The organism is Cellulomonas sp. SLBN-39 (assembly GCF_006715865.1).
Lineage (GTDB): Bacteria > Actinomycetota > Actinomycetes > Actinomycetales > Cellulomonadaceae > Cellulomonas.
Map to the genome: position 1 here is coordinate 3,642,822 of NZ_VFOA01000001.1, position 26,096 is coordinate 3,668,917.

Genomic DNA, 26,096 nt, shown 5'->3' on the forward strand with positions numbered 1-26,096 from the left:
GCCGGGGCCGGCCGGTACGGTCAGGTGGCCCGCGGTGCCGCCACGTGCGTGGGCACCTGCGTGACGCCGTGCGGCGCCCACGACGCGTTCCGCGCGTCCGTGACCAGCCCGAGGCGTTCGTACAGGCGCCGGGCGGTGGCGTTGTCGGCGTACATGCCGAGCGACACCCAGTCCGCACCGGCTCCGAGCGCGTCCCGCACGGCGCGGGCGGTGAGCGCCGCCCCGAGACCGCGACCGCGCTCGGTGGGCAGCACGCCGAGACCGTGCAGGTGCCACGACCCGCGCCCGCCCGGTGCGCCGGGCCGGTGCGCCGCACCGACGACGCCCACGAGACGTCCGTCGCGACGCACGCCCCACCACGCGGCGTCGTCGGCGCCGCCGGGCCGTGCGCTCGTGCCGGGGTTCGCCACGGCGAGGCACGCGACGACGTCGCCGTGGGCGTCCGCCCCGAGCGCGACCACGTCGTCCTCGCCGGGGACGACCGGCGGCGCGGACGACGTGGACAAGCGGTCCCAGGTCGAGAACGGTGCGACGCCGAGGGCGTCGGCCCACGGGTCGAGGTCGGTGCCCCGCGGGACGGTCACCCACCCGACGCCCGACCGTACGGCGGACCGCACGCCCGCGAGCGCGACCTCGCCACCGACCGCCGTGCCGGGACCAGGGGTGCCCGGCAGGCAGGTGCCGACGAGGAGGCCGACGCGGGCGGGGTCCCCGCGACCGGTCAGCGTCGTGCCGCGCGGGCCGGTGCCCACGACCAGCAGGGCGTCGTCGTCACCGAGCACGTACGCGTCCGGCCACCGGTCACGGTCGTCGAGGAGCCACCGGTCCGTGCGCCACCGCTGCGGCAGCCGCGCGAGGAGGTCGCCGCCGCGCCGGACCAGCCGGTCCGACGCGGCGGCGGGGGTCGTGCCCGTGCTCACCGGTCCGCGTCGGCACCCTGGTCGGGCGCCGGCGCCGCGGCTGCGGCTGCGGTCTTGGGGCGGGCGTCGACGCCGGTCTCGCGGCGCTGCTCCACGGAGATCGGGGCGGGCGCACCCGTGAGCGGGTCGTAGCCGCCGCCCGACTTCGGGAAGGCGATGACCTCGCGGATCGACTCCGAACGGGTGAGCAGCGCGACGATCCGGTCCCAGCCGAACGCGATCCCGCCGTGCGGCGGGGCGCCGAACGCGAAGGCGTCGAGGAGGAAGCCGAACTTCTCCTGGGCCTCCTCCGCGCCGATGCCCATGACCTCGAAGACGCGCTGCTGCACGTCGCGGCGGTGGATACGGATCGAGCCGCCGCCGATCTCGTTGCCGTTGCAGACGATGTCGTACGCGTACGCCAGGGCCTCGCCGGGGCTCTCCTCGAACCGGTCGACCCACTCGGGCGTGGGCGACGTGAACGCGTGGTGCACGGCGGTCCAGGCGCCGCCGCCGACGGCGACGTCGTCGTCCTCCCCGGTGGGCTTGAACAGGGGGGCGTCGACCACCCACACGAACGACCACGCGTCCTCGTCGACGAGCCCGCCCCGCCGGCCGATCTCCAGGCGGGCGGCGCCGAGCAGCGCACGCGCCTCCGACGGCTTGCCCGCGGCGAAGAAGATCGCGTCGCCGGGCGAGGCACCGGTGGCGGCCGCGAGCCCGGCCCGCTCGTCCTCGGTGATGTTCTTCGCGACGGGACCGCCGAGCTCGCCGTCCTCGCCGACCGTCACGTACGCCAGGCCCTTGGCGCCGCGCTGCTTGGCCCACTCCTGCCAGGCGTCGAACCCGCGCCGCGGGGTCGCCGCGCCGCCCGGCTGGACGACCGCGCCGACGTACGGCGCCTGGAACACGCGGAACGGCGTGCTCGCGAAGTACGCGGTCAGGTCGGTCAGCTCGAGGCCGAAGCGCAGGTCGGGCTTGTCGGTGCCGAAGCGCTCCATGGCGTCGGCGTACGTCATCCGCGGCACCGGCGTCGGCACGGTGTACCCGATGAGGTCCCACAGCGCGACGAGCACCTCCTCCGCGAGCGCGATGACGTCGTCCTGGTCGACGAAGCTGGCCTCGACGTCGAGCTGGGTGAACTCGGGCTGGCGGTCGGCGCGGAAGTCCTCGTCGCGGTAGCAGCGGGCGATCTGGTAGTACCGCTCGAGGCCGCCGACCATGAGCAGCTGCTTGAACAGCTGCGGGGACTGCGGCAGCGCGTACCAGCTGCCCGGGGCCAGGCGCGCGGGGACGACGAAGTCGCGGGCGCCCTCGGGCGTCGAGCGCGTCAGCGTCGGGGTCTCGACCTCGACGAAGCCCTGCGCGTCGAGCACGCGGCGGGCGGCCTGGTTCGCCTTGGCCCGCAGCCGCAGCGCGTGCGAGGGCGCGGGCCGGCGCAGGTCGAGGTAGCGGTGGCGCAGGCGCGCCTCCTCGCCGACCTGCTCGTCGAGCGACGTCGAGACGGGGAACGGCAGCGGCGCGGACTCGTTGAGCACGACGACCTCGTGCGCGACGACCTCGACCTCGCCGGTCGCGAGGTTCGTGTTCTCGTTGCCGTCGGGGCGTCGGCCGACCTCGCCGGTGACCTGGAGCACGTACTCGGCGCGCAGCCCGTGCGCGACCGCCTCGTCACGGATGACGACCTGGGCGATGCCCGACGCGTCCCGCAGGTCGACGAACGCCACCCCGCCGTGATCGCGGCGCCGGTCCACCCAGCCCGTGAGGGTGACGGTGGTGCCGATGTGCTCGGCTCGCAGCGAGCCGGCGGTGTGGGTGCGGAGCACGGGACGCGGTCCTTCGGTCGGGCGGTCGGCGCCCGGTCGGACGCCCGGTCGATCCTAGTGGGCGTCGCCCGTGCCGGTCGCGCTCCCCCGCACCGCCCGCCGCCCGGCCCGCACCGGTGCCAGCGTCGTCGTCACGCGGGTCACCGACGGACGTGGCGGGGCCGAGGAGAAGCCGAACCGCACGGGCGGCTCCACGTCGGCCAGCGGGCCGAGGGGCTCGCCGTCCCACCGGGCGTCGACGTCCACCACGGTGTGCTGGTCGCTCGCGCCGTACCACTCGCGCAGACCGCCGCCCGCGGTGCCGTGCGTCCGCACGCCGGGCAGCAGCACGCGGGCGACCGGGTCCGCGACGGTGGCGAGCAGGGTGGACGCGGCGAGCGGCCGGGGCAGCAGGCCGAGCAGGTGCCCGGTGGCCGTGCGGGGTCCGACGACGAGGGTGACCGCGAGCGGCCCCGCCAGCACGGTCCACGTGCGCGCCCGCCGGTCGGCGTGCACGTGGACCGGCACGACCCGCACGTCGTCGAACCGGTACGCGCGTCCCACCACGGCGGCGACGTCGTCGCGCGGCGCGAGCAGGAGCCGGGTCCCGTCGCCGCGCTCGACCATGACGTCGGCGAACGCGCCGAGCGGCGAGGACGCCCACCGTCCGACGACCAGCCGGGTGCCCGACGCCGTGCCGACCCCCGCGATGTGGCCGACGTACCGCCCCGCCGCGGGGTCGGGCGGTCCGGGCAGGTGGGGCGTGGTCCGCGTCACGTGGCCACCGTAGGCGCCCGGTTGCCGGTCCGCCGCCCGCGGCGCAGGGTCGGGGCATGACGACCACCGCCGGAACCGCCGCCGACGCCCGCCCCGCCCCGCCCCGCGGGGCCTGCTCCGCGCTCGTGCTCACGACGCTCGTCGTCGCGTGCCTCGCCGTGGGTGCCGTGGGCGGTCTGTCCACGCAGGACGCCGTCGACGGGTGGTACGTCGACGCGCAGAAGGTCCCGTGGAACCCGCCGAACTGGGTGTTCGGGCCCGCCTGGACGGTGCTCTACGTGCTGATGGCCGTCGCGGCGTGGCGCGTGTGGCGCATCGGCGGCTTCGCGCACGCGCGCCCGGCCCTGCTGCTGTGGGTCGCCCAGCTCAGCCTGAACGCGGCGTGGACGCCGATCTTCTTCTCCGGGCGCCTGGTGTGGGTCGCGCTGGTCGTGATCGTCGCGCTCGAGGCGGTCCTCGTGGCGACCGCCGTGGCGTTCTGGCGCCACGACCGGCTCGCGTCGTGGCTCCTGGGCCCGTACATGACGTGGGTCGCTTTCGCGACCAGCCTCAACGTGGGGATCGGCGTGCTCAACTGAACCTCGCACCAGCCCCGCACGAGCCGCGCAGCGGTCGCGGCGCCGGCCCGGGTGGCACCGGTCGCGAGCGCCGTCAGCCCGGCAGCCAGGGGTTGGTCGCGAGCTCGGTGCGCACGTCGGTGGCCGGCCCGTGGCCGGGCAGCACCGGCGCGTCGGGCGGCAGCACGGCCACGACCTGCGCCAGCGTCCGCGCCATCGTCGCGGCGTCGCCGCCCGGCAGGTCGGTGCGGCCGACGCCGCCGGCGAACAGGACGTCGCCGGACAGCACGACGGGCGCCCCGGCTGCCGCAGGCACGCCGTCGAGCAGGTAGAGCGTCGACCCCTCGGTGTGCCCCGGGGCGTGCCGGGCGCGCAGCCGCACCCCGCCGAGGTCGAGGTCGACGTCCGCCGTGCGCCCCGACGGCTCGTCGCCGCCGAACGGCTCGACGCGCGCGGGCACGGTCCACGACCCGACGTCGGCACCGGCCGCAGCCAGGGCCGCCGTGAGCGGGCCCGTCGGGTCGCGGGGGTCCAGGACGCCCAGCGTGCCGAACGGGTCGTCGAGGCGGTACGCGTCCCGGGCGTGCAGCACGAGCGGCACGCCCCACGCGTCGCACAACGCGGCCGCGTCCCACACGTGGTCGGCGTGGCCGTGCGTGGCCAGCACGGCCTGCGGGCGCCACGCGTGCTCCTCGACCAGCAGCAGGACGGGGCCGGCCGCTCCGGCACCGGCGTCGACGACCACGCACGCACCGTCGGGCGCGACCAGCACGCTGCACCGGGTGGCGAAGACGGGGGCGACGACGGTGTGGATCTGCACCCGACGCACGGTACGCGGGCCGCCCGGGCACCCGCACCGGGCCCGGGCCCGCCGCGCCAGGGACGACGCGCCGCCCCTCCCGCGGCGGGCGTGTGGTCGGCGGCACCTCCGCCCTGCCTAGACTGTCGCAGGCACGCGGGGCGTGCCCTGGGTCGACCATGCGAGGAGAACGGTGTCCAGCAAGCGCGATCGTGAGTACGAGCGCCGGCGTCACGAGAAGTGGGTGGCGCGCCAGGCCGCGGCGCGGACGCAGCGTCGGCGCCAGCAGGTCGTCGCCGGCGTCGTGGTCGGCGCCCTCGTGCTCGGCACCGGCGTGGTCGCGGCCGTGGCGCTGACCCGGGACGACGGGGCCGACGACGCCGCCACGCCCGCCGCCACCTCCACGCCGGCGCCCTCGACGACGGCGTTGCCGGCGCGCACCGGCAACGGCGGCGTCCTGCCCGAGGCCGCGCTCGCCGAGGACCGCACCTGGTCGGGCACGCTGACGACCACGGCCGGGGACGTCGAGGTCGAGCTCGACGGCGCCGCCGCCCCGCAGGCGGTCGCGAACTTCGTCACGCTCGCGCAGGAGGGGTACTTCGACGGCACGCAGTGCCACCGCCTCGTGACGAGCGGCATCTACGTGCTGCAGTGCGGCGACCCGACGGCCACCGGGAGCGGCGGGCCGGGGTACGCGTGGGGCCCGATCGAGAACGCCCCCGCGGACGACGTCTACCCCGCCGGCACCATCGCCATGGCCCGGGTGGGCGGCGACGGCGAGTCGATGGGCAGCCAGTTCTTCCTCGTCTACGAGGAGTCGCAGATCCCGTCCGACGCGGCGGGGGGGTACACCGTGTTCGGCCGCATCACGTCCGGCCTGGACGTGGTGCAGGCCATCGCTGACGCGGGGACCGGGGCGGACGGCGTCCGCCCGGTCACCGACGTCATCATCGAGGGAGTGGAGATCCAGTGACCGAGCAGACCCCGACGCCGTCGAGCGACGACGCCGTGCCGTCCGGCGGCCTTCCTCCCGAGGTCGCGTCCGACGCGCCGACGGCTGACGACGCCGCCGGCCAGGACGCACCCGCGGCGGGTGCCGACGCCGACGTGCAGGAGGCGGCGCCCGAGACGCCGGACGAGACCGAGCCCGCGGACACCACCGGGACCGCGGCCGGCACCGAGACCGAGGCCGGCACCGAGGCCACGGCCGCGGGGGTCGCCGACGACGACTCCCCCGCGTCCGAGGACGTCGTGCCGACCGACGGTGCCGCGGAGCCGGAGACCGCTGCCGAGCCCGAGGCCGAGGTCACCGTTGACGGTGCCGACGAGGCTCCGGCCGCCCCCGCGGTGCCCGGGCCGCGGCCGACGCCTTCCACCGTGCGTCCGGTGCCTCGCCCGCTCCCCCGGCCGGCGGCCCACGCCCCGGCCCCGGCCGCCGCACCCGTGGCACCGGTCGCACCCCCCGTCGACGCCGCCGAGGCCGCGCACGCGGCCACGTTCGGCCGGGTCGACGAGGACGGCACCGTGCACGTGCGCGAGGCCGCGGGCGAGCGCGTCGTCGGGCAGTTCCCCGGGGCGAGCGCCGAGGAGGCCGTGGGCCTGTACGTGCGCCGCTTCCTCGACCTGCAGGCCAAGGTCGTGCTCTTCGAGGCCCGGCTCCAGGCCACCGACCTCGCGGTCAAGGAGATCGACCAGACCCTGACCCGGCTCACCGAGGAGCTCGAGGCCCCGGCGGCCGTGGGCGACCTCGACGCGCTGCGCGCCCGGCTCGACGGCCTGCGCGAGCGGGCCGCGGAGCGGCGCGCCCAGGCCGAGGCCGAGCGCGCCGCCGCACGGGCGGCCGCGGTCGAGGCCCGCACCCAGATCGTGGAGCAGGCGGAGAAGATCGCCGGCACCGACCCGGGGCGCATCCAGTGGCGGCCGGCGGGCGAGCAGCTGCGCCAGCTCCTCGAGCAGTGGAAGGACGCGCAGCGCTCCGGCCCGCGCATCGACCGCCCCACCGAGGAGTCGCTGTGGAAGCGGTTCAGCCACGCGCGGACGACCTTCGACCGTGAGCGCCGGCACTTCTTCGCCGAGCTGGAGACCCGCAACGCCGAGGCCAAGCAGGTCAAGGAGGACCTCGTCGCGCAGGCGGAGCGGCTCGTCGACAGCACCGACTGGGGTGCGACGTCCGGCGTGTTCCGCGACCTCATGGCGCAGTGGAAGAACGCCGGGCGCGCCAGCCGGCAGGTCGACGACGCGCTGTGGGCCCGCTTCCGGGCGGCGCAGGACGCGTTCTTCGCCGCCCGTGACGCCGCCAACGCGGCCGTCGACGTCGAGTACCGCGCGAACCTCGAGGTCAAGGAGGCGCTGCTCGCCGAGGCCGAGGCGCTGCTGCCCGTGACGGACCTCAACGCGGCCAAGCGTGCCCTGCGCACGCTGCAGGACCGCTGGGAGGCCGCCGGTCGCGTGCCGCGCGGCGACCTGCAGCGCGTCGAGGCGCGCCTGCGTGCGGTCGAGGCGGCCGTCCGTGACGCCGACACCGCGCAGTGGCGCCGCACCAACCCGGAGACCCGGGCCCGTGCCGAGGGTGCTGCCGCCCAGCTCGAGCAGGCCATCGCCGGGCTCGAGGCGGACCTCGCGGCCGCGGAGGCGAAGGGCGACCAGCGGCGGATCACCGAGGCGCGCGCCGCGCTCGACGCCCGTCGGGCGTGGCTGGAGCAGGTCCAGCGCGCCGCGCAGGACGCCCGCGGCTGATCACCACCCCGGGCACGGCACGGTCGCTGCACCCCCTCCGCGGAGGAGGTGCAGCGACCGTCGTCGTCTGCGGCCCGCGCTGCTCCTGAGTACCTCAGCGGGCGGTCGCCCGGTGAGCGGCGTCGTCCACAGGGCCGCCCGCACCCGTGCCCCGCGTGCGTCATGCTCGGCGGATGCACGCGACGCCCGCAGCCACGCGGCACGGCACGACCCCGACGCGACCGCCCCCGCCCGCCGACCGTCCGGGGCCGGTGGCCGCGATGCGCGCGCTGCGCCCCGTGCCCGTCGTCCTGCCCGACGTCGTCCACCGGGACGCCCTGTCGTCGCTCGCCTGGGCGGGCCTGCACCTCGACGGTCTGCTGGCACCGCTGTGGGGCGACGCGTCCGCGACGGCCGGGGCCCCGTCGGACGCCGAGCGTCGGGCCCTCGCCCTCGCCCCGCTGGTCCCGGCCCGCGGCACCGTCGGACGCCTCGCCGCCGCCTGGGTGCACACCGGCCTGCACCCGCCAGACCACGTCGACGTGCTCGTCCCGTCCGGCGGGCGCCGGACGGACCCGCACCGGCGCCGCCGGGCCGCCGAAGCCGTGCTCGACGACCGCGACGTCCTCGTGGTCGGCGGCGTGCGGGTGACCACGGTCCTGCGCACGGGCGTCGACGTGGCCCGCTGGGTGCCGGACGCCACGGCCGTGCCGGCCCTGCGGGCGCTCGTCGACGCCGGCCTGGACGCGGACGCGGCGCTGGCCGAGCTCGGCAGGTTCGGCGGGCACCGCGGGGTCGTCCGCGCGGCGCGGCTCCTGACGGGCCTGCGACCGACCCGGCAGGGCTGCGGTCGTCAGGCGCGGATGACGGGCTCCTCCGACGCCTTCGCCCCCGTGATGCGGTAGACGTCGAAGACGCCCTCGACCTTGCGCGCGGCGGCCAGCACGGACGCCAGGTGCGACGGCTCGGCCATCTCGAACACGAACCGTGACAGCGCCACCCGGTCGCGGGACGTCGACACGGACGCCGACAGGATGTTCACGTGGTGGTCGGACAGCACGCGGGTCACGTCCGACAGCAGACGCGCCCGGTCGAGCGCCTCGACCTGGATCTGCACGAGGAACATCTGCGAGCTCGTGTGGGACCACTCGACGTCGACGAGGCGCTCGGGCTCGCGGCGCAGCTGCTCGACGTTGATGCAGTCCGACCGGTGCACCGAGACGCCGGCGCCGCGGGTGACGAACCCGACGATGTCGTCGCCGGGCACCGGGGTGCAGCACTTGGCGAGCTTGACCCACACGTCGTCGACGCCCTTGACGACGACACCGGGGTCGCCGGTGCGCACACGCCGGGTCGAGGTCCCCGGGCGGGTGGTCTCGGCGATGTCCTCCTCGGCCGCGGGCTCCCCGCCGAGGGAGTGCACGAGCCGCTGCACGACGTTCGCCGCGGAGACCTGACCCTCGCCGACGGCCGCGTACAGGGCGGACACGTCGGCGTAGCGCATCTCGTGCGCGAGGGCGATGAGCGCCTCGTGGGACATGAGCCGCTGGATCGGCAGGTTCTGCTTGCGCATCGCCTTGGCGATGGCGTCCTTGCCGTGCTCGACGGCCTCCTCGCGGCGCTCCTTGGAGAACCACTGGCGGATCTTGTTGCGGGCGCGGGGGCTCGTGACGAACCCGAGCCAGTCGCGGCTGGGGCCGGCGGTCTCGGAGCGCGAGGTGAACACCTCGACGACGTCGCCGTTCTCGAGCCGGGAGTCCAGCGGCACGAGCCGCCCGTTGACCCGGGCGCCCATGGTGCGGTGGCCGACCTCGGTGTGGACGGCGTACGCGAAGTCCACCGGGGTCGAGCCCGACGGCAGCGCCATGACGTCGCCCTTGGGGGTGAACACGTACACCTCGGACCCGGCGATCTCGAACCGCAGGGAGTCGAGGAACTCGGTCGGGTCGGCGGTCTCGCGCTGCCAGTCGACGAGCTGACGCAGCCACGTCATGTCGTTGCCGGCGGCGTCGGGCGTGCCGTCCTTCGCGCTCTCCTTGTACTTCCAGTGCGCGGCGACGCCGTACTCGGCGCGGCGGTGCATGTCGTGCGTGCGGATCTGGATCTCGACGGGCTTGCCGCCCGGGCCGATCACGGTCGTGTGCAACGACTGGTAGAGGTTGAACTTCGGCATCGCGATGTAGTCCTTGAACCGGCCGGGGACCGGGTTCCACCGCGCGTGCAGCGCGCCGAGCGCCGCGTAGCAGTCGCGCACCGTGTCGACCAGGACGCGCACGCCCACGAGGTCGTAGATGTCCGCGAAGTCGCGGCCGCGCACGATCATCTTCTGGTAGATCGAGTAGTAGTGCTTGGGCCGGCCGGTGACGGTGGCACGGATCTTGGCGGTCCGCAGGTCCGTGCCGACCTGGTCGCGCACGGTCGCCAGGTACTCCTCGCGGGCGGGGGCCCGCTCGGCCACCAGGTGCACGATCTCGTCGTAGACCTTGGGGTACAGCGTCGCGAACGACAGGTCCTCGAGCTCCCACTTGATCGTGTTCATGCCCAGGCGGTGCGCGAGCGGGGCGTAGATCTCGAGGGTCTCGCGGGCCTTCTTCTCCGCCGAGGACGCGGCGACGAACTTCCAGGTCCGGGCGTTGTGGAGCCGGTCGGCGAGCTTGATGACGAGCACGCGGATGTCGCGTGACATCGCCACGACCATCTTGCGGACGGTCTCGGCCTGGGCGGCGTCCCCGTACGTCACCTTGTCGAGCTTGGTGACGCCGTCGACGAGCATCGCGACCTCGGGCCCGAACTCCTTGCGCAGCTGCTCGAGGGAGTAGTCGGTGTCCTCGACCGTGTCGTGCAGGAGCGCGGCGACGAGGGTCGACGGGGTCATCCCGAGCTCGGCGAGGATCGTCGCGACGGCGACGGGGTGGGTGATGTACGGGTCGCCGCTCTTGCGCAGCTGGCCGCGGTGCGCCTTCTCGGCGACGACGTACGCCTGCTCGATCGGGCCGAGCTCGGCCTTCGGGTGGTTCGTGCGCACCGCCTGCAGCACCGGCTCGAGCGCCGGGTACGCCGGTGCCGACCGGCCGGAGAGACGCGCGAGACGCGCACGGACCCGCCCCGTGGAGCCGGTCGCGGGGTCGACCGCCGCGTCGGTGCTCTCGCCGAGGGCGGCAGGCGCTCCCGTGGCCTGCACGTCGTCGCTCATGCCGCCCCCTCCCGGTGGGTCCTGCCACGCGCGAGGGGCGGTCCGTGCGCCCGCCGTCGGTCGCCCGGTCCTCCGCGTGGACCTGGTCGACCGAGTCTACGTCCGGTGCGACCGCACCCGGGCGCAGGTCCGGCCCGGCGCGCGGGGCGCACCGGACCGGATCCGTCCTGCGGGCTCAGCCGAGCGCGAGCAGCGCGTCGACCGAGCGACCGTCGAGCAGCGAGCGGCCGTCGAGGGCCGAGAGCTCCACGAGGAAGCTCAGTCCCACGACCTGCGCGCCGCAGCGCTCGAGGAGGTCGACCGTCGCGGCAGCCGTCCCGCCGGTGGCGAGCACGTCGTCGATGACGAGGACGCGCGCGCCGGGCCGGATCGTGAAGGGCTGCACCTCGACCGAGGCCTCGCCGTACTCGAGGGCGTAGCTGACCTGCTCGACCGGTCCGGGCAGCTTGCCGGACTTGCGCACGGGCACGAGCCCGGCACCGAGCGTCGTCGCCACCGGGGCGGCGAGGAGGAAGCCCCGCGCCTCCATGCCGGCCACGAGGTCGATGCCCCCGTGCTCCTCGCGGGCGGCCTGCGCCAGGTGGGCGACGACCTCGGCGAACGCGGCGGCGTCCGCGAGGAGCGGCATGATGTCGCGGAACTGGATCCCCGGGCTGGGGAAGTCCGGCACCGTGCGCAGCAGGTCGTCGACCCGCCGGGCCAGCGCCTCGCGCCCGGCGGTGCCCACGGCGCTCACCGCCGCTTCCGGCGCGGCTGCGCGTCGTGCCCCAGGTGCGTCCCCGGCCGCTGGGCTCCGACCGCCGGGGCCCCGGCCACCACGGGCTCGGCCGTGCCGTCCTGGGACCGGGCCGCCCGGCCCGCCAGGACCTTGGCGGTGTGCTCCTTGATCGCCGTCTCCCGCTCCCGCAGCGCCACCTCGAAGGGCGTCGCGAGGAAGATCGAGGAGAACGTGCCGACGAGCATGCCGACGAACAGCGCGAGCGCGATGTCCCGCAGCGTGCCGGCACCCAGGATGAACGCCCCGATGACCAGGATCGACGCCACCGGCAGCAGCGCGACGACCGACGTGTTGATGGAGCGCACCAGCGTCTGGTTGACCGCGAGGTTCGCCTGCTCGGAGTAGGTGAACCGCGTCTGGTCGAGCGTCCCGGCGGTGTTCTCGCGGACCTTGTCGAACACGACGACCGTGTCGTACAGCGAGTAGCCGAGGATCGTCAGGAACCCGATCACCGTGGCGGGCGTGACCTCCCAGCCGATCCCGGCGTACAGCCCGACGGTGATGACGAGGTCGTGGAAGAGCGCGAGCAGGGCCGCCGCGGCCATCCGCCAGTTGCGGAAGTACAGCGTCATGACCACGGTCACGAGCAGGAGGAAGACCACGAGGCCGGTCAGGGCCTTCTGCGACACGTCCTGGCCCCAGGTGGGGCCGATGTACGTGCTGGTCACCTGGTCGGCCGGGACCGCGAACGCCTCGGCGAGCGCCTCGGAGACCGCGTCGACCTCGGCGTTGGTGAGCTCGGCGGTCTGCACGCGCAGCGACGACTGGCCGAGCGAGGTGACGCGGGGCGTCTCCTCGGCGCTGACCGACGTGACCGTCTCCGTCGCGAGCTCCTGGTCGAGCTCGGCGACGCCCGACACGACGAACTCCGAGCCACCGCGGAACTCGATGCCGGGGTTCAGGCCCGGCTTCCACAGCAGCACGAGGGAGACCAGCACCATGGCGGTCGAGATCGTGAACCAGACGCGTCGGCGCCCGACCATCTCGTACGAGCGCCGACCGGTGTACAGGTCGTTGCCCCACTGGGCGAATCCGGTGGCCATCAGTGCTCGCTCCCCTCGGGGCGCCCCGTGGTGGGTGCGTCGGTCGGCGCCGGCGGCTGCGCGGCGCGCTCGGCGGCCCGCCGCTCGGCGATGGTCAGACCCGCGGTGCCGGCTGCGACCGGCTCGGGGCGGCGGCCCGTGCGGGCGGCCTTCTCGCCGGGGGCGACGACGCGCCCGCGTCCGACGTACCGGGCGGAGTCGACGCCGAGGCGCCGGGGGTCCAGCCCGGACGCCGGGTGCCCGTCGCCGAAGAACCGGGTCTTGGCGAGCAGCACCATCACCGGGTGCGTGAACAGCAGCACGACCAGCAGGTCGATGACCGTCGTCAGGCCGAGGGTGAACGCGAACCCGCGCACGCCGCCGACCGCGAGGAAGTACAGGACCACGGCGGCGAGGAAGTTGATCGCGTCCGAGGCGATGATCGTCCGTCGCGCACGCACCCAGGCCCGCTCGACGGCCGCGGGCAGGGTCCGCCCGTCGCGCAGCTCGTCACGGATGCGCTCGAAGTACACGATGAACGAGTCGGCGGTGATGCCGACCGCGACGATGAGTCCGGCGACACCGGGCAGCGAGAGCCGGTACCCCTGCGTCCAGGACAGCAGGGTGATGACCCCGTACGTGACGACGGCGGCGACGACGAGCGAGGCGATCGTCACCAGGCCGAGCGCCCGGTACTGGAAGAGCGAGTACAGCGCGACCAGCGCGAGGCCGATGAGGCCGGCGATGAGGCCGTTGCGCAGCTGCTCCGAGCCGAGCGTCGCGGAGATCTGCTGCTCGGACTGGACGTCGAAGCTGATCGGCAGCGAGCCGAAGTTCAGCTGGTTGGCCAGAGCGGCCGCCGAGTCCTGCGTGAAGCTGCCGGAGATCTCGGCCTGCCCGTTGGGGATGACCTCGTTCACCGACGGCGCCGAGATGACCAGCCCGTCGAGCACGGCCGCGAACTGGTTCAGCGGTGCGGTCGCGGCGGCGAGCCGCGTGGTGACCTCGGTGAACTTCGGCGTGCCGGCGGACGTGAACTCGAGGTTGACGACCCACTCGTTCGACGTGCCGCCGCTCGCGAGCTGGCGCAGGCCGGAGCTCGCGCTGGCGATGTCGGTGCCCTCGATCTCGACGGGGCCGAGCAGGAACTTCGTCGTGCCCGTCTGGTCGCAGGTGACGACGGCCTCGTCCGCCGCACCCGGCGTGCCGCCTGTGAGGTTCTCCGGGAGCGTGCAGTCGAACGCGTCGAGCTCGGCCTGCACCGCGGGCGTCAGGTAGTACTCGAGATCGCTGGCGTTGTCGGGCGCGTCCTTGGTGGGCTCGTCGGAGAGCTCCTCCTCGGCCGCCGCGTCCTCGGTGGCAGCCTCGTCCGTCGCGGCCGGGTCGGCCTCCGCCGTGGCGTCGTCCGCGGGTGCCGCGGCCTCCTCCGTCGCCTCCGGGGCGGCGGTCGCGTCGTCCGTGGGCTGCTCGGTGGACTCGTCGGTGACGACCGGCGTCGGTGCGGCGACGGCGAGGACGGGCCGGAGCTCCATCTGCGCCGACGTCCGCACCAGCTCGAGCGTCTCCTCCGAGGGCGTCCCCGGCAGCGCGACCACGATGTTCTGGCCGCCCTGGCTGGAGATCTCCGCCTCCGCGACGCCCGAGGCGTCCACGCGCTGGCGGATCACGTCGATCGCCTGCGCGATGGTGTCCTCGGTGACGTTCCCCTCGGCCTCGGGGACGGGCCGCAGGATGATCTGCGTGCCGCCCTCGAGGTCGAGCGCGAGGTTCGGGGTGAAGGACGCGTCGCCCCAGCGGGTCCCGGCCGCGATCGAGGCGAAGATCGCCACGACCACCAGCAGCAGGGTCACCAGGGTGCGGACCGGCCGTTCACGACGGCGGGGAGGTGGGGCCAACGGAGTCTTCTCTCGTGCGCGCACCGCCGGGAGGGCGGTGGGGATCGAGGTCCGGCGAGCCGGACCGCTGCTACTTCGTGCCGGGGTCCTGGGGCTTGCTGCCGGGCTCGTCGTCCCGTGGCGCCGCGGGCGGCTCCGGGGGCAGCGACGACAGGTCGTCGGGGACCTGGACGTCGTCGACGTCCGCGTCCTTCGGACCGACCTCGTCGTCGGTCGCGTCGTCGACGACGACGGGCTCGACCTTGCGCGCGATGGCCGCGCGCAGCCAGCGGGTCGAGCTCCCGGGCGTGGACTCGAGGGTGATGACGTCGCCCTCGACGTCCGTGACGGTGCCGTACATGCCGGAGCTGGTCATGACCTCGTCACCGGCCTGGAGGTTGTCGCGGAACTCCATGGCCGCGCGCTGCTGCTTGCGGCTGCGGCTCGACATGAACCACAGCAGCGCGAACGCGGCAGCGACGAAAAGAAAGAGCGTGTAGTCGCCCGTCATGAGGGATGTGTCTCCGGATTCGTCAGGAACGTCCGCCGCAGTCTAGGCGCCGCGGCCCGCCGCTCCAACGTCCCGGGCTCGGGGCGGGTTCCCGATCGCGCAGGTCGGGCGGCCGCAGACGTGCCGCACCGGAGCGTCCGACCCCGGCGGACGCCCCCGCGCACCGCGCGACGCGTCAGGTGAACAGCGTCCCGCCGGCCGACGGCGGCACGAGCCCGAGGTGCTCCCACGCCGCCGGCAGCGCCACCCGACCCCGCGGCGTGCGCCCCACGAGGCCCTCGCGGACGAGGAACGGCTCGGCGACGGTCTCGACGGTCTCGGGCTCCTCCCCCACGGCGACGGCGAGCGTCGTCAGGCCCACGGGCCCGCCGCCGAACCGCCGGCACAGGGCGTCGAGCACGGACCGGTCGAGCCGGTCCAGACCGCGCGCGTCGACCTCGTACACCTCCAGCGCGGCGCGGGCCGCGTCGAGCGACATCCGGCCGTCGCCGCGCACCTGCGCCCAGTCCCGCACGCGGCGCAGCAGCCGGTTGGCGATGCGGGGCGTCCCGCGCGAGCGCGACGCGATCTCCGCCGCCGCGGCCGCCTCCAGCGGCGCGCCGAGCAGCCCGGCGGAACGCACGAGCACCCGCTCGAGCTCGTCGTCGGAGTAGAAGTCGAGGTGCCCGGTGAAGCCGAAGCGGTCGCGCAGGGGCGCGGGCAGCAACCCTGCCCGGGTGGTGGCCCCGACGACCGTGAACGGGGGCAGCGACAGCGGGATCGCGCTGGCGCCGGCCCCCTTGCCGACGACGACGTCGACGCGGAAGTCCTCCATCGCCACGTACAGCAGCTCCTCGGCCGGGCGCGCGAGGCGGTGGATCTCGTCGAGGAAGAGCACCTCGCCCTCCTCCAGGGAGGACAGCACCGCCGCGAGATCCCCCGCGTGCTGGATGGCCGGGCCGCTCGTGACCCGCAGCGACGCCCCGAGCTCGGCGGCGATGATCATGGCGAGCGTCGTCTTGCCCAGCCCGGGCGGGCCCGACAGCAGCACGTGGTCGGGCGCCCGCCCGCGGCCCAGCGCCGCCTCCAGGACGAGCGAGAGCTGGTCGCGCACGACGCGCTGCCCGACGAACTCGTCCAGCCGTCGCGGCCGCAGCGCGGCCTCCGCGGCGCGCTCGAGGTCGTCGGCCCCGGGGCGCACGAGCGAGACGTCGACGTCCGTGCCGTCCTCGCCGGCTTGCTCAGCCACGGGCACCGCCGAGCGCGCGCAGCGCCGCCCGCAGGACACCGGGGACGTCCTGCGCGCCCAGGGGGCCGGCGGTCTCCGCGGCGCCGGAGAGCACGCCCTCGACGGCGTCCTGCGCGGCGCGCTGCTGCCAGCCCAGGCCGACGAGCGCCTCGACGACGTCCGCGCGGTGGTCGGGCGCCGGGGCGGCCGGGCCGGACCCGACGGCGACGCCTTCGGGGGGGCCGAGCCGGTCGCCCAGCTCCAGCACGATGCGCTGGGCGCCCTTGCGCCCGATGCCCGGCACGCGCACCAGCGCCGCGAGGTCCTCGTCGGCGACCGCACGGCGCAGCCCGTCCGGGGTGTGCACCGCGAGCATCGCCAGGGCCAGGCGGGGGCCGACGCCGGAGACGGTCTGCACGGTCTCGAAGACGTCGCGCTCGTCGGTGTCCGCGAACCCGAACAGCGTCAGCGCGTCCTCCCGGACGACGAGCGACGTGTGCAGCCGCCCGGGCTGCCCCACCCGCAGGCCGGCGAGCGTCGTGGGCGTGGCGTGCACGAGCATGCCGACCCCGCCGACCTCGACGACCGCGCAGTCCAGCCGCACCGTCAGGACCGTCCCGTGCACGGACGCGATCACCGCACCGCCCCTCCCGTCACCGTCGGCCCGCCGGTGCGGGCGCGGCGACCACTGTGCCACACGCGGGCGAACACGTGTACGAAGGACACGCGCTCAGCGCCGCGCGCGCGCCGCCTGCTCGGCGCCCGCCCAGGCCTGCTGGGCCGGAGTCAGCGCACCGGGCGGCCGCTGCGGCGCTCCGACCGAGCCCGCGGGCCGCCACAGGTGGCAGATCGCCAGCGCCAGGGCGTCGGCGGCGTCGGCGGGGCGCGGGAGCTCGTCGAGCGCCAGCAGCCGCTGCACCATGGTCTGCACCTGGGCCTTGCCGGCGCGGCCGCTGCCGGTGACCGCGGCCTTGACCTCGCTCGGCGTGTGCATGGCGACGGGGATCCGGCGCCGCGCGGCCGCGACCATCGCCAGGCCGGCGACCTGCGCGGTGCCCATGACGGTGCTGACGTTGTGCTGGGCGAACACCCGCTCGACCGCGAGCGCGTCGGGGGCGTGCTCCTCGAGGTACTCCTCGATGCCCCGCTCGATGCGCAGCAGCCGCTGGTCCACGTCGAGGGACGGCTCGGAGGTCGCCACCCCGACGGCGACGATGCGCAGGCGGCGGCCCGGGAGGCCGTCGACGACCCCCAGGCCGCAACGGGTCAGGCCGGGGTCGACTCCGAGGACGCGCACGGACCCATCGTCGCAGGCCCCGCGGCCGGGCCGGTGCGCCGCGCCGGTGCGCGACGGGCGGTCCGGGACGCAGCACGGGCGCCCGGGTGCAGGACCCGGGCGCCCGTGCGCGGCGTGCGTGCCGGCTCAGTCCTCGTCGAGCTCGGCCATGACCTCGTCGGAGGCGTCGAAGTTCGCGTAGACGTTCTGCACGTCGTCCGAGTCCTCGAGCGCGTCGATCAGCCGGAGGATCTTGCGGGCGCCGTCGGCGTCCACCTCGATCTGCGTGGACGGCCACCACACGACGTCGGCGGAGTCGTAGTCGATGCCGGCGTCCTGCAGGGAGGTGCGCACGGGCACGAGGTCGGTCGCCTCGGAGAGGACCTCGAACTGCTCGCCGAGGTCGTTGACCTCCTCGCCGCCGGCCTCGAGGACGGCCTCCATGACGGCGTCCTCGTCGGTGCCCTCCTTGGGGACGACGACGACACCCTTGCGGCTGAAGATGTACGCGACCGAGCCGGGGTCGGCCATCTGGCCGCCGTTGCGCGTGAACGCGACGCGCACGTCCGACGCGGCACGGTTGCGGTTGTCGGTGAGGCACTCGACGAGCACCGCGACGCCGCCGGGGCCGTAGCCCTCGTAGGTGATCGACTGGTAGTCCGCACCGCCGGCCTCGGCGCCGGAGCCGCGCTTGACGGCGCGGTCGATGTTGTCGTTGGGCACCGACGACTTCTTGGCCTTCTGGATGGCGTCGAACAGCGTCGGGTTGCCCGCGGGGTCACCGCCGCCCGTGCGGGCCGCGACCTCGATGTTCTTGATCAGCTTGGCGAAGAGCTTGCCGCGCTTCGCGTCGATGACGGCCTTCTTGTGCTTCGTGGTGGCCCACTTGGAGTGACCCGACATGCCTCGATACCCCTTCGCCTGACGCGGACGGACCCTGCAGCGCGCTCCCCGCGTGCCCGGCTCGGCGTCGACGCGGACCGGGCGGCGGGGTGCCGCGACCTCACAGGGTGTCGCGGACGATCTGCACGAACAGTCGGTGCACCCGCGTGTCGCCGGTCACCTCCGGGTGGAAGGACGTGACGAGCGACGCCCCCTGGCGCACCGCGACGATCCTACCGGCGGCGGGCCCGTCCGCGACGCGCCCGACGACCTGGGCCGCCGGACCGACCTCCTCGACCCACGGTGCGCGGATGAAGACCGCGTGCACCGGGTCGGGCCCGTCGACCCCGTCGATGCGCAGGTCGGTCTCGAACGAGTCGACCTGGCGGCCGAAGGCGTTGCGGCGCACGGTGATGTCGACGCCACCGAGGGTCTGCTGGCCCTCGATGCCGCCGATGATGCGGTCGGCCAGCAGGATCATGCCCGCGCACGAGCCGTAGGCGGGCATGCCTGCGCGCAGCCGGGCCTGCAGCGGCCCGAACAGGTCGAACGCACGCAGGAGCTTGTCGATGGTCGTCGACTCCCCGCCGGGGAGCACGAGCGCGTCGACGGCGTCGAGCTCGCTCGTGCGCCGCACGCCGACGGCGCGCACACCCGCGGCGGTGAGCGCGGCGAGGTGCTCGCGCACGTCGCCCTGCAGGGCCAGGACTCCGATGGTGGGTGTCACGGGCGTCGATCCTAGGCGCGTGCCGCGGGCGCGGGCGTCGCGGTCACCGGGCCGCCGCCAGGCCCGCCCCGCTGCCGGCCGCGGCGCCGGCCCGGCGGGCGAGGACCTCGTCGGCGAGCCGGTCGAGGCCCTCGAGGAGGTCGGCCCGGGGTGCGGCCAGCGAGACACGGACCATGCCGGCGGCGGCGTCGCCGAACGTCGAGCCCGGCGCCACGGCGACGTGCCGGTGCTCGAGCAGGCGCAGCGCGAACGCGTCGGTGTCGGGCTCGCCGACGTCGACCATGAGGTAGAACGCGCCGGCCGGGCGCACGTGGGACACGCCGCGCCGCTCGAGCAGGGCGAGCGCGGCGTCGCGCCGGTCGCGGTAGGAGGCGACCGCGGCGTCGACCACGTCCTGGGGCCCGGTGATCGCGGCGAGGGCGCCGACCTGGCCGGTCGTGGACGGGCACGCGACGGTGGCCTCGGCGAGGTGCCCCATCATCTCGACGACCTCGGGGTCGGGCACGACGGCCCAGCCGGCGCGCCACCCGGTCATCGCGTACGACTTCGACAGGGAGTAGAACGCCACGACCCGACCGTCGGTGTCGTACGCCGTGGGCGAGACGTGCGGGGCGTCGAAGGTGATCGACTCGTAGCACTCGTCGGACAGCACCCACAGGTCGTGGCGGCGGGCCACCTCGACGAGCGCCTCGAGCACGTGCGGCGGGTACACGGCCCCGGTGGGGTTGTTCGGGGAGCAGATGATCATCGCGCGGGTGCGCGGCGTGATGCGGGCCTCGACCTCCGCCGGGTCGGGCACGAAGCCGTCCCGGGCGTGCGTGGCGTAGCGGCGGGGAACCACGCCGGCGGCGACGGCGGCCATCTCCCAGTTGGGGAACGCCGGGTCGGGCACGAGCAGCTCGTCGCCCGGGGCGAGCATGGTGGCCATCGCCATGGCGAGCCCGTGCATCGCCCCGTGGGTGACGACGATCTCGTCGGCCGACGTGGGGCGCCCGTACCGCTGCGCGACGCGGTCGGCGGCGGCCGCGCGCAGCTCGGTCAGGCCCAGGCTCGAGGTGTACCCCGTCCGGCCGGCGCGCGCGGCGGCGGCCGTGGCGTCCACCACGTGGGCCGGCGGCGCGAGGTCGGGCTCGCCGATCTCGAGGTGGATCGCCTCGGGGTCGTGCAGCGCGAGCTCCATGAGCGTGCGGATGCCGCTGCGCGGGATCCGGGCGGCGGGGGACGTGGTGGCGACGCGGGGCATGCCCCGACCGTAGCGCCGTCAGGTCACGCGAAGGTTACCGACCAGTACGTCCGGCGGGTGACGTCGGTCGCCCCGCGCGCGCACCGACCCTCACTCGCGCGCGAGCCCGAGGTGCCGCACCTGGCCGTCCCACACGAGCACGTCGCGCACGAGGTCGGCCAGCCCGGCCGGGAAGACCTCGATCTCGACGGCCGCGAGCGCGTCGAGGTCCCACCAGGCCATCTCGTCGATGACGTCGTGCTCGACGCTCGTCCACCCGTCGCGGCTGAGGTCCGCGACCTCGTCGCGCCGGACCCGGGCCACGAACAGCTCCTCGTCCTGGCGGCACGTGCGGGAGACGAAGTCGAACTCGGCCGAGCGGGTGTACACCGGGCCGACGAGCGCGTCCAGGCCGATCACGATGCCGGTCTCCTCGCGGACCTCGCGGACCGCGGCCTGCCGCGAGTCCTCCCCCGCGTCGAGGCCGCCGCCGACCGTGAACCACCACGACCGCTCGGGCTGGTCGGCGTCGTGCCCGCGCACGAGCAGCACCCGGTCGTCCTCGTCGAGCAGGATCACGCGGGCGGCGCGGCGGAACAGCACCCCGTCCTCGCCGGGCTGCCACTCGGGCCCGAACGCGTGGACGGGCCCACCCCCGTCGGCGCTGGAGCGCGCGACGGGGGTGGCGGGCACGTCCGTGGACCCGGGTACGGTCACCAGCCGCGCTCGGCCAGGCGGTGCGGCACGGGGACGTCGTCGACGTTGATGCCCACCATGGCCTCGCCCAGACCGCGCGAGGCCGTGGCGATGACGTCCGGGTCGTCGAAGAACGTCGTGGCCTTGACGATCGCGGCCGCGCGCTCCGCGGGGTTGCCGGACTTGAAGATGCCCGAGCCGACGAACACGCCCTCGGCGCCGAGCTGCATCATCATCGCGGCGTCGGCGGGCGTCGCGATCCCGCCGGCGGTGAAGAGGACCACGGGCAGCTTGCCGGCCGTGGCGACCTCCTTGACCAGCTCGTACGGGGCCTGCAGCTCCTTGGCCGCGAGGTAGAGCTCGTCCTCGGGCAGCGACGTCAGCCGCCGGATCTCGTCCCGCAGCGTGCGCATGTGCGTCGTGGCGTTCGACACGTCGCCCGTGCCGGCCTCGCCCTTGGAGCGGATCATGGCCGCGCCCTCGGTGATGCGGCGCAGGGCCTCGCCCAGGTTGGTCGCCCCGCAGACGAACGGCACGGTGAAGACCCACTTGTCGATGTGGTGGGCGTAGTCCGCGGGCGTGAGCACCTCGGACTCGTCGATGTAGTCGACGCCGAGGCTCTGCAGCACCTGCGCCTCGACGAAGTGCCCGATGCGGGCCTTCGCCATGACGGGGATCGACACGGCCTCGATGATCCCGTCGACGAGGTCCGGGTCCGACATGCGGGCGACGCCGCCCTGCGCACGGATGTCCGCGGGCACGCGCTCGAGCGCCATGACGGCCACCGCGCCGGCGTCCTCGGCGATCTTCGCCTGCTCGGGCGTGACGACGTCCATGATGACGCCGCCCTTGAGCATCTCGGCCATGCCGCGCTTGACACGCGCGGTGCCCACCTCGCCGGCGGCGGGGGTCTGGGTGTTCTCGGTCACTGCGGGCCTCTTCGGATCCGGGGTTCGGGACGTCCGTCCCGCCCGGCCGCCGCCCGGCGCGAGCCGTCGACGACCGCCGTGGTCCGGACCGGGCTCATCCTAGTTCGTCGCCACCGTGGCACCGGTGCGGCGTCCACGCGGTGCGACGTCAGCGGGCCGGGCGCCCCACGGCGGGCTGCTCGCCGGGTCGCGGCAGCGCGGCGGGCCAGGCGTCGTCCATCTCGAGGGTCTCGGGCTCGGCCGCGTGCCCGGCGAGCCGGAGCAGCCGCACGACCGCCCCGTGGCGCACCCGCTGGGTCTGCGCGACGGCCTCGTTGTGGAACCGGCGCGCGAGCTGCACGCGGTACCAGGCGGCCCCCAGCGCGGCGAGGAGCGCGTCGCCGGCGGGCTCGGCGGCCAGCGCGTCCACCTCGTCGGCGTCGTCGAGCACCTCGCGCAGGGCAGCGGACAGCTCGCTCTCGACGGCACCGCGACGGCCCGGCACGGCGGCGCCGGGCACCACGTCGGGGATGCCGTCGCCGTCGCCGTCGAGCAGGGCCAGGAGCCCGTCGGGCAGCGGGCCGCGGGGCACGTCCCGGCCGGTGCCGGACGCCGCGAGCGCCGCCCAGGCCGCCTCGCCGACGACGACCGAGCTCACGGGGTCGAGCAGACCGCTGGTGGCGAGCTCGGCCGCGACGGTCGCGCGCCGGACCAGCTGGGTCTCCACGACGGCCCGCGACGCGCCGACCTTGCGGTGCAGGCGGTCCAGGCGCGAGGCCCGGACCCACACCAGCCACAGCAGGAGACCGACGACGAGCACCACGACGACGGCCAGCTCGGACCACGTCATGCGTTCACAGCCCCGCTCACGCCGCTGCGGGCCCGGCGCAGCTCCAGCAGGCGGGCCCCGCGCAGCGACGACGGGTCCTCCCCCACGGGTGCGTCGCGGCCGGCCACGGCCATCTCGTACACGGCCAGCACCTGGTCGGTGACGGCGGACCAGTCGTAGCGGCCGACGACGCGCCGGGCCCGGGTGCGCACCCGCTCGCGGACCTGCGGGTCGCCCAGCACGCGCACGAGCGTCGCGCCCAGGTCGTCGCCGTCGCCGGTGCGGAACAGCACGCCCGCCTCGCCGTCGTCGAGGACGCGGGTGAAGGCACCCAGGTCGCTCGCGACGACCGCCGCACCCGCGGCCATGGCCTCGACGAGGACGATCCCGAAGCTCTCCCCCCCGGTCTGGGGGGCGCAGTAGACGTCGACGGACGACAGCAGCCGGGCCTTGTCCTCCTCGCTGACCCCGCCGAGGAACTCGACCGAGGACGCGCGGTCGCCGAGGATCTCGCGGGCCTGCTCCTGGCCCGTCTCCCCCCGGCCGGCCACGAGGAAGCGGGCGCCGGGCAGGGCGTCGAGCACGTGGCCGACGGCCCGCAGCAGCACCGGCAGGCCCTTGCGGCCCTCGTCGTAGCGGCCGAGGAACGCGACGGTCGGCGCCTGCGGCGTGCCCGTCCAGCGGGGGTCCGGCTCGGCGCGGTCGAACGTGTCGACCCACACGCCGTTCGGGATGACGACGGCGTCGCCGCCGAGGTGCTCGACGAGCGTGCGCCGGGCGTCCTCGGAGACCGCGACCCGCAGGGAGATCTTCTCCAGCGACTGGCGCACCAGCGGGTACGCGACCTGGAGCGAGCGCGAGCGCAGCAGCGAGGTGTGGAAGGTCGCCACGACGGGGCCGTCGGCGATCCACAGCGCGAGCATGCTCAGGCTCGGCGTGACGGGCTCGTGCAGGTGCAGGACGTCGAACTCGCCCTGCGCGAGCCAGCGGCGCACGCGCCGGGCGGTGACGGGGCCGAACGTCAGGCGCGCGACGGACCCGTTGTAGTGGACGGGCACGGCCCGTCCGGCGGGCACGAGGTAGTCCGGGACGGGTGTCTCGTCGGCGGCCGGGGCGAGCACCGAGACGGTGTGGCCGCGGTCGATGAGCGCCTCGGCGAGGTCACGGACGTGGAACTGCACGCCACCGGGCACGTCGAACGAGTACGGGCAGACCAGCCCGACGCGCAGCGGCCGGCCGCTCACGCCGGACCTCCGACCGGGACGTCGGCGCCGGGGCCCCCGGCGTCCGGCGCGGACCGCACGGTGGCGTCGCGGGCGGGGTCGAGGTCCTCGACGAAGACGCGCTGGAGCATGTGCCAGTCCTGCGGCGCGGCGTGCACCTGCGCGGCGACCACGTCGACCCAGGCCTGGGTGACCGCGACGAGCCGCTCCGCGCGCGGCAGGTCGTCGGGCACGGGGACGACCGGGGAGAAGGTCAGCACGATGCCCCAGGGGCCGCCGGCGGCGCGGCGGCGCGGGCCGCGCAGGCGCTCGTACCGGATCCCCGTGGCGACGAGCGGCGCACCGACGCCGATGGCCAGCGCCGCGGGCCCGGCGGCGACCCGGGCGCGCCGGCCGAACAGGTCGACCTCGACCCCCTTGGCCGTCAGGTCGCGGTCGGCCAGCAGCGGCAGCAGGCCGGGCCCGGTGCGCGCGACCCGCACGAGCTGGCGGTAGACGTCGCCGCCGCCGGTGAGCGGGATGATCGTCAGGCCGAGGCTCTCGCGGAACGCGACGAACTCCTGGAAGAGCTCCTCGGGGCGCAGCCGCTCGGCCACGGTCGTCACCGGCGCGAGGGCACGCGTGGCCCACGCCCCGGCGAGGTCCCAGTTGCCCGTGTGGCCGAGGACCATCAGGACCTGCCGGCCCGCGTCGAGGTGCGGCTGGACGTGCTCGCGGCCCTCGACCCGCACCCGGGCGTCGACCTGGTCGCGGCTGAGCCGGCGCAGGGTGAACGTCTCGCCGAAGTAGCGCAGGTACGACCGCATGCCGGCGCGGGAGAGGCGGCGCAGGGCGCGGGCGTCGAGCTCGGGGCGCACCCGGGCGAGGTTCGCCTCGAGGCGGCGGACCCCGGACGTGCGGCGCGCCCACGTCACGTCGGCCGCGACGGTCGTCAGGGCACGGACGACGGGGCCGGGCACGCGGTGACCGACCTTCCAGGCCAGGTGGTAGAGGCGGGCGACGTCCACGCTCATGCGTTCTCCTGCACCTGACGGCGGACCGTGGCCATGCGCTGGACGACGGTCACGGCGGACGCCACCGCGAGCAGCGCGAGCACGACGGACATGACGACCGTGGGGGCCCCGGCGCCGACCACCGCGGTCGCGACGAGCACGACGAGGAGCCGGTCGGCGCGCTCGGCGATCCCGCCGCTGGCGGTCATGCCGAGCCCTTCGGCCCGCGCCCGGGCGTAGGGCACGACCGAGCCGAGCACGAGGCAGGCGAGCGCGAGCAGCGCGGCGGTGCGGTCGTCCCCGCCGCCGACGTACCAGACGACCAGCCCCGAGAAGATCGCGGCGTCGCCGAACCGGTCGAGGGTCGAGTCGAGGAACGCCCCCCACGGCCCGGTGCGGCCCGAGCGGCGCGCCATCACCCCGTCGAGGGAGTCGGTGAGCGTGAAGACGCCGATGAGGACCGCGCCGAGCAGCAGGTGCCCGGTCGGGAACGCCCACAGGGCCGTGACGACCACGACGAGCGTGCCGACGACGGTCACGACGTCCGGGGAGACGCCGGCACGCAGCAGGGCGTCGGCCAGGGGCGCCCAGACCTTCTGCGCGAGCCCGCGGAAGCGGTTCAGCACGTCGTCCCCCCGTCGGCGGGCCACGCCGCGGCCAGGCGCGCACGGGTGTCGCCGAGGACCTCCGGCAGGGCACGGGTGCTCGCGACGATCGGCAGGAAGTTCGCGTCCCCGCCCCACCGCGGCACGACGTGCTGGTGCAGGTGCGCCTGGATGCCCGCGCCGGCGACCTGCCCCTGGTTCATGCCGAGGTTGAACCCCTGCGGCGCGTGCACGGCCCGCAGGGTGCGCATGGCGGTGCGGGTCAGGGCGGCGACCTCGACGACCTCCTCGGGGGTGAGGTCCGTGTAGTCCGCGACGTGCCGGTAGGGGCAGACCATCAGGTGCCCGGCGTTGTACGGGTACAGGTTGAGCACGACGAACGCGACGGCTCCGCGCGCGACGACGAGCCCCTCGTCGTCCGGCAGGCCCGGGACGCGGCAGAAGGGGCAGCCGTCGCCGGGGGCGTCGTCGGCCGGCTTGTCCTGCCCGCCGATGTACGCCATGCGGTGCGGCGTCCACAGCCGCTCGTAGCCGTCGGGGTCCCCGGCGAGGCCGTGCGTGCGGGGCACGGCGTCGCCGGGGTCGGCGTGGTCGACCAC

The 26,096-nt window shown here is 75.4% G+C and carries 26 protein-coding genes; 4 read left to right on the top strand and 22 right to left on the bottom strand.

The genetic code is table 11. From position 1 onward, the window contains the following. Positions 1-20: 20 nt before the first annotated feature. From FBY24_RS16600 to FBY24_RS16610, 3 genes are read right to left on the bottom strand one after another with little or no spacing between them, the layout of a single operon-like run. Positions 21-920, bottom strand: coding sequence for a GNAT family N-acetyltransferase (locus FBY24_RS16600; protein ID WP_222117260.1), 900 nt, complete (start codon positions 918-920; stop codon positions 21-23). Continuing rightward, the gene (aspS, locus tag FBY24_RS16605; protein WP_142162271.1) at positions 917-2,725 is read right to left on the bottom strand and encodes an aspartate--tRNA ligase; all 1,809 of its coding nucleotides are present in this window, start codon (positions 2,723-2,725) and stop codon (positions 917-919) included. Before aspS ends, FBY24_RS16600 begins: the two co-directional genes overlap by 4 nt. Before the next feature lie 54 nt (positions 2,726-2,779). Then, positions 2,780-3,481 carry a hypothetical protein gene (locus FBY24_RS16610; RefSeq protein ID WP_255432450.1) on the bottom strand — a complete coding sequence of 234 codons (702 nt, stop codon included), beginning with the start codon at positions 3,479-3,481 and terminating at the stop codon, positions 2,780-2,782. Positions 3,482-3,537: 56 nt separating this feature from the next. On the opposite strand from FBY24_RS16610, the gene FBY24_RS16615 reads away from it, so the two are divergent. Further along, on the top strand, positions 3,538-4,059 hold the full coding sequence (locus tag FBY24_RS16615; protein ID WP_142162273.1) for a TspO/MBR family protein: 522 nt from the start codon (positions 3,538-3,540) through the stop codon (positions 4,057-4,059). Positions 4,060-4,132: 73 nt separating this feature from the next. Here the strand turns inward: FBY24_RS16615 and FBY24_RS16620 are convergent, their stop codons facing one another. Then, entirely contained in the window at positions 4,133-4,858 is a 726-nt protein-coding gene (locus FBY24_RS16620; protein WP_142162275.1) for an MBL fold metallo-hydrolase, read from the bottom strand. A 172-nt stretch (positions 4,859-5,030) separates the two neighbouring features. Here FBY24_RS16620 and FBY24_RS16625 point away from each other — a divergent pair, with 172 nt between their 5' ends. The 3 genes from FBY24_RS16625 to FBY24_RS16635 all read left to right on the top strand — a co-directional run bounded on the left by FBY24_RS16625 (position 5,031) and on the right by FBY24_RS16635 (position 8,457). Next, positions 5,031-5,810, top strand: coding sequence for a peptidylprolyl isomerase (locus tag FBY24_RS16625; protein WP_142162276.1), 780 nt, complete (start codon positions 5,031-5,033; stop codon positions 5,808-5,810). Continuing rightward, positions 5,807-7,573, top strand: coding sequence for a DUF349 domain-containing protein (locus FBY24_RS16630; protein WP_255432451.1), 1,767 nt, complete (start codon positions 5,807-5,809; stop codon positions 7,571-7,573). The genes FBY24_RS16625 and FBY24_RS16630 overlap by 4 nt, the downstream gene beginning before the upstream one ends. 173 nt (positions 7,574-7,746) lie before the next feature. Beyond that, the gene (locus FBY24_RS16635) at positions 7,747-8,457 is read left to right on the top strand and encodes a hypothetical protein (RefSeq protein WP_142162278.1); all 711 of its coding nucleotides are present in this window, start codon (positions 7,747-7,749) and stop codon (positions 8,455-8,457) included. Here the strand turns inward: FBY24_RS16635 and FBY24_RS16640 are convergent. From FBY24_RS16640 to FBY24_RS16725, 18 genes are all read right to left on the bottom strand, one after another. Then, complete coding sequence (locus tag FBY24_RS16640) at positions 8,406-10,745, bottom strand: bifunctional (p)ppGpp synthetase/guanosine-3',5'-bis(diphosphate) 3'-pyrophosphohydrolase (RefSeq protein ID WP_142162280.1); 2,340 nt, start codon at positions 10,743-10,745, stop codon at positions 8,406-8,408. The genes FBY24_RS16635 and FBY24_RS16640 overlap by 52 nt on opposite strands. A gap of 175 nt (positions 10,746-10,920) precedes the next feature. Then, a complete protein-coding gene (locus tag FBY24_RS16645; protein ID WP_142162282.1) occupies positions 10,921-11,481 on the bottom strand; it encodes an adenine phosphoribosyltransferase in 561 nt (186 codons plus the stop codon). Continuing rightward, entirely contained in the window at positions 11,478-12,566 is a 1,089-nt protein-coding gene (gene secF / locus FBY24_RS16650; protein ID WP_142162285.1) for a protein translocase subunit SecF, read from the bottom strand. Before secF ends, FBY24_RS16645 begins: the two co-directional genes overlap by 4 nt. Further along, positions 12,566-14,395 (bottom strand): protein translocase subunit SecD, encoded by a 1,830-nt coding sequence (secD, locus tag FBY24_RS16655; protein ID WP_255432452.1) that lies wholly within the window; start codon positions 14,393-14,395, stop codon positions 12,566-12,568. The genes secF and secD overlap by 1 nt, the downstream gene beginning before the upstream one ends. Before the next feature lie 115 nt (positions 14,396-14,510). Further along, positions 14,511-14,930: a preprotein translocase subunit YajC gene (gene yajC / locus FBY24_RS16660; protein WP_142162287.1), complete on the bottom strand. Its 420-nt coding sequence runs from the start codon at positions 14,928-14,930 to the stop codon at positions 14,511-14,513. A gap of 175 nt (positions 14,931-15,105) precedes the next feature. Next, entirely contained in the window at positions 15,106-16,158 is a 1,053-nt protein-coding gene (gene ruvB, locus FBY24_RS16665) for a Holliday junction branch migration DNA helicase RuvB (protein ID WP_142162289.1), read from the bottom strand. Further along, the gene (gene ruvA / locus FBY24_RS16670) at positions 16,151-16,774 is read right to left on the bottom strand and encodes a Holliday junction branch migration protein RuvA (protein ID WP_142162291.1); all 624 of its coding nucleotides are present in this window, start codon (positions 16,772-16,774) and stop codon (positions 16,151-16,153) included. The genes ruvB and ruvA overlap by 8 nt, the downstream gene beginning before the upstream one ends. A gap of 93 nt (positions 16,775-16,867) precedes the next feature. Next, the gene (gene ruvC, locus FBY24_RS16675) at positions 16,868-17,434 is read right to left on the bottom strand and encodes a crossover junction endodeoxyribonuclease RuvC (protein WP_142162293.1); all 567 of its coding nucleotides are present in this window, start codon (positions 17,432-17,434) and stop codon (positions 16,868-16,870) included. 126 nt (positions 17,435-17,560) lie between these two features. Then, positions 17,561-18,316 (bottom strand): YebC/PmpR family DNA-binding transcriptional regulator, encoded by a 756-nt coding sequence (locus FBY24_RS16680; RefSeq protein WP_142162295.1) that lies wholly within the window; start codon positions 18,314-18,316, stop codon positions 17,561-17,563. Positions 18,317-18,416: 100 nt separating this feature from the next. Next, positions 18,417-19,022 carry a pyridoxal 5'-phosphate synthase glutaminase subunit PdxT gene (gene pdxT, locus FBY24_RS16685; protein WP_142162297.1) on the bottom strand — a complete coding sequence of 202 codons (606 nt, stop codon included), beginning with the start codon at positions 19,020-19,022 and terminating at the stop codon, positions 18,417-18,419. 43 nt (positions 19,023-19,065) lie between these two features. Beyond that, positions 19,066-20,265 carry a pyridoxal phosphate-dependent aminotransferase gene (locus tag FBY24_RS16690; RefSeq protein WP_142162299.1) on the bottom strand — a complete coding sequence of 400 codons (1,200 nt, stop codon included), beginning with the start codon at positions 20,263-20,265 and terminating at the stop codon, positions 19,066-19,068. Positions 20,266-20,355: 90 nt separating this feature from the next. Beyond that, positions 20,356-20,937, bottom strand: coding sequence for an NUDIX hydrolase (locus tag FBY24_RS16695; RefSeq protein WP_255432453.1), 582 nt, complete (start codon positions 20,935-20,937; stop codon positions 20,356-20,358). 20 nt (positions 20,938-20,957) lie between these two features. Beyond that, positions 20,958-21,869: a pyridoxal 5'-phosphate synthase lyase subunit PdxS gene (gene pdxS / locus FBY24_RS16700; RefSeq protein WP_142162303.1), complete on the bottom strand. Its 912-nt coding sequence runs from the start codon at positions 21,867-21,869 to the stop codon at positions 20,958-20,960. A gap of 148 nt (positions 21,870-22,017) precedes the next feature. Next, a complete protein-coding gene (locus FBY24_RS16705) occupies positions 22,018-22,698 on the bottom strand; it encodes a hypothetical protein (protein ID WP_142162305.1) in 681 nt (226 codons plus the stop codon). Beyond that, a complete protein-coding gene (locus tag FBY24_RS16710) occupies positions 22,695-23,906 on the bottom strand; it encodes a glycosyltransferase family 4 protein (RefSeq protein ID WP_142163673.1) in 1,212 nt (403 codons plus the stop codon). Before FBY24_RS16710 ends, FBY24_RS16705 begins: the two co-directional genes overlap by 4 nt. An 11-nt stretch (positions 23,907-23,917) precedes the next feature. Then, the gene (locus FBY24_RS16715; protein WP_142162307.1) at positions 23,918-24,913 is read right to left on the bottom strand and encodes a phosphatidylinositol mannoside acyltransferase; all 996 of its coding nucleotides are present in this window, start codon (positions 24,911-24,913) and stop codon (positions 23,918-23,920) included. Further along, entirely contained in the window at positions 24,910-25,518 is a 609-nt protein-coding gene (gene pgsA, locus FBY24_RS16720; protein WP_142162309.1) for a phosphatidylinositol phosphate synthase, read from the bottom strand. Before pgsA ends, FBY24_RS16715 begins: the two co-directional genes overlap by 4 nt. Further along, positions 25,512-26,096 carry an HIT domain-containing protein gene (locus FBY24_RS16725; protein WP_370511006.1) on the bottom strand — a complete coding sequence of 195 codons (585 nt, stop codon included), beginning with the start codon at positions 26,094-26,096 and terminating at the stop codon, positions 25,512-25,514. Before FBY24_RS16725 ends, pgsA begins: the two co-directional genes overlap by 7 nt.

Coding starts and splice junctions, on each gene's coding strand:
- FBY24_RS16615 (WP_142162273.1), top strand. CDS start 3,538: ATGACGACCACCGCCGGAACCGCCGCCGACGCCCGCCCCGCCCCGCCC.
- FBY24_RS16635 (WP_142162278.1), top strand. CDS start 7,747: ATGCACGCGACGCCCGCAGCCACGCGGCACGGCACGACCCCGACGCGA.
- FBY24_RS16640 (WP_142162280.1), bottom strand. CDS start 10,745: ATGAGCGACGACGTGCAGGCCACGGGAGCGCCTGCCGCCCTCGGCGAG.
- secF (WP_142162285.1), bottom strand. CDS start 12,566: ATGGCCACCGGATTCGCCCAGTGGGGCAACGACCTGTACACCGGTCGG.
- yajC (WP_142162287.1), bottom strand. CDS start 14,930: ATGACGGGCGACTACACGCTCTTTCTTTTCGTCGCTGCCGCGTTCGCG.
- FBY24_RS16680 (WP_142162295.1), bottom strand. CDS start 18,316: ATGTCGGGTCACTCCAAGTGGGCCACCACGAAGCACAAGAAGGCCGTC.
- FBY24_RS16690 (WP_142162299.1), bottom strand. CDS start 20,265: ATGCCCCGCGTCGCCACCACGTCCCCCGCCGCCCGGATCCCGCGCAGC.
- FBY24_RS16705 (WP_142162305.1), bottom strand. CDS start 22,698: ATGACGTGGTCCGAGCTGGCCGTCGTCGTGGTGCTCGTCGTCGGTCTC.
- FBY24_RS16715 (WP_142162307.1), bottom strand. CDS start 24,913: ATGAGCGTGGACGTCGCCCGCCTCTACCACCTGGCCTGGAAGGTCGGT.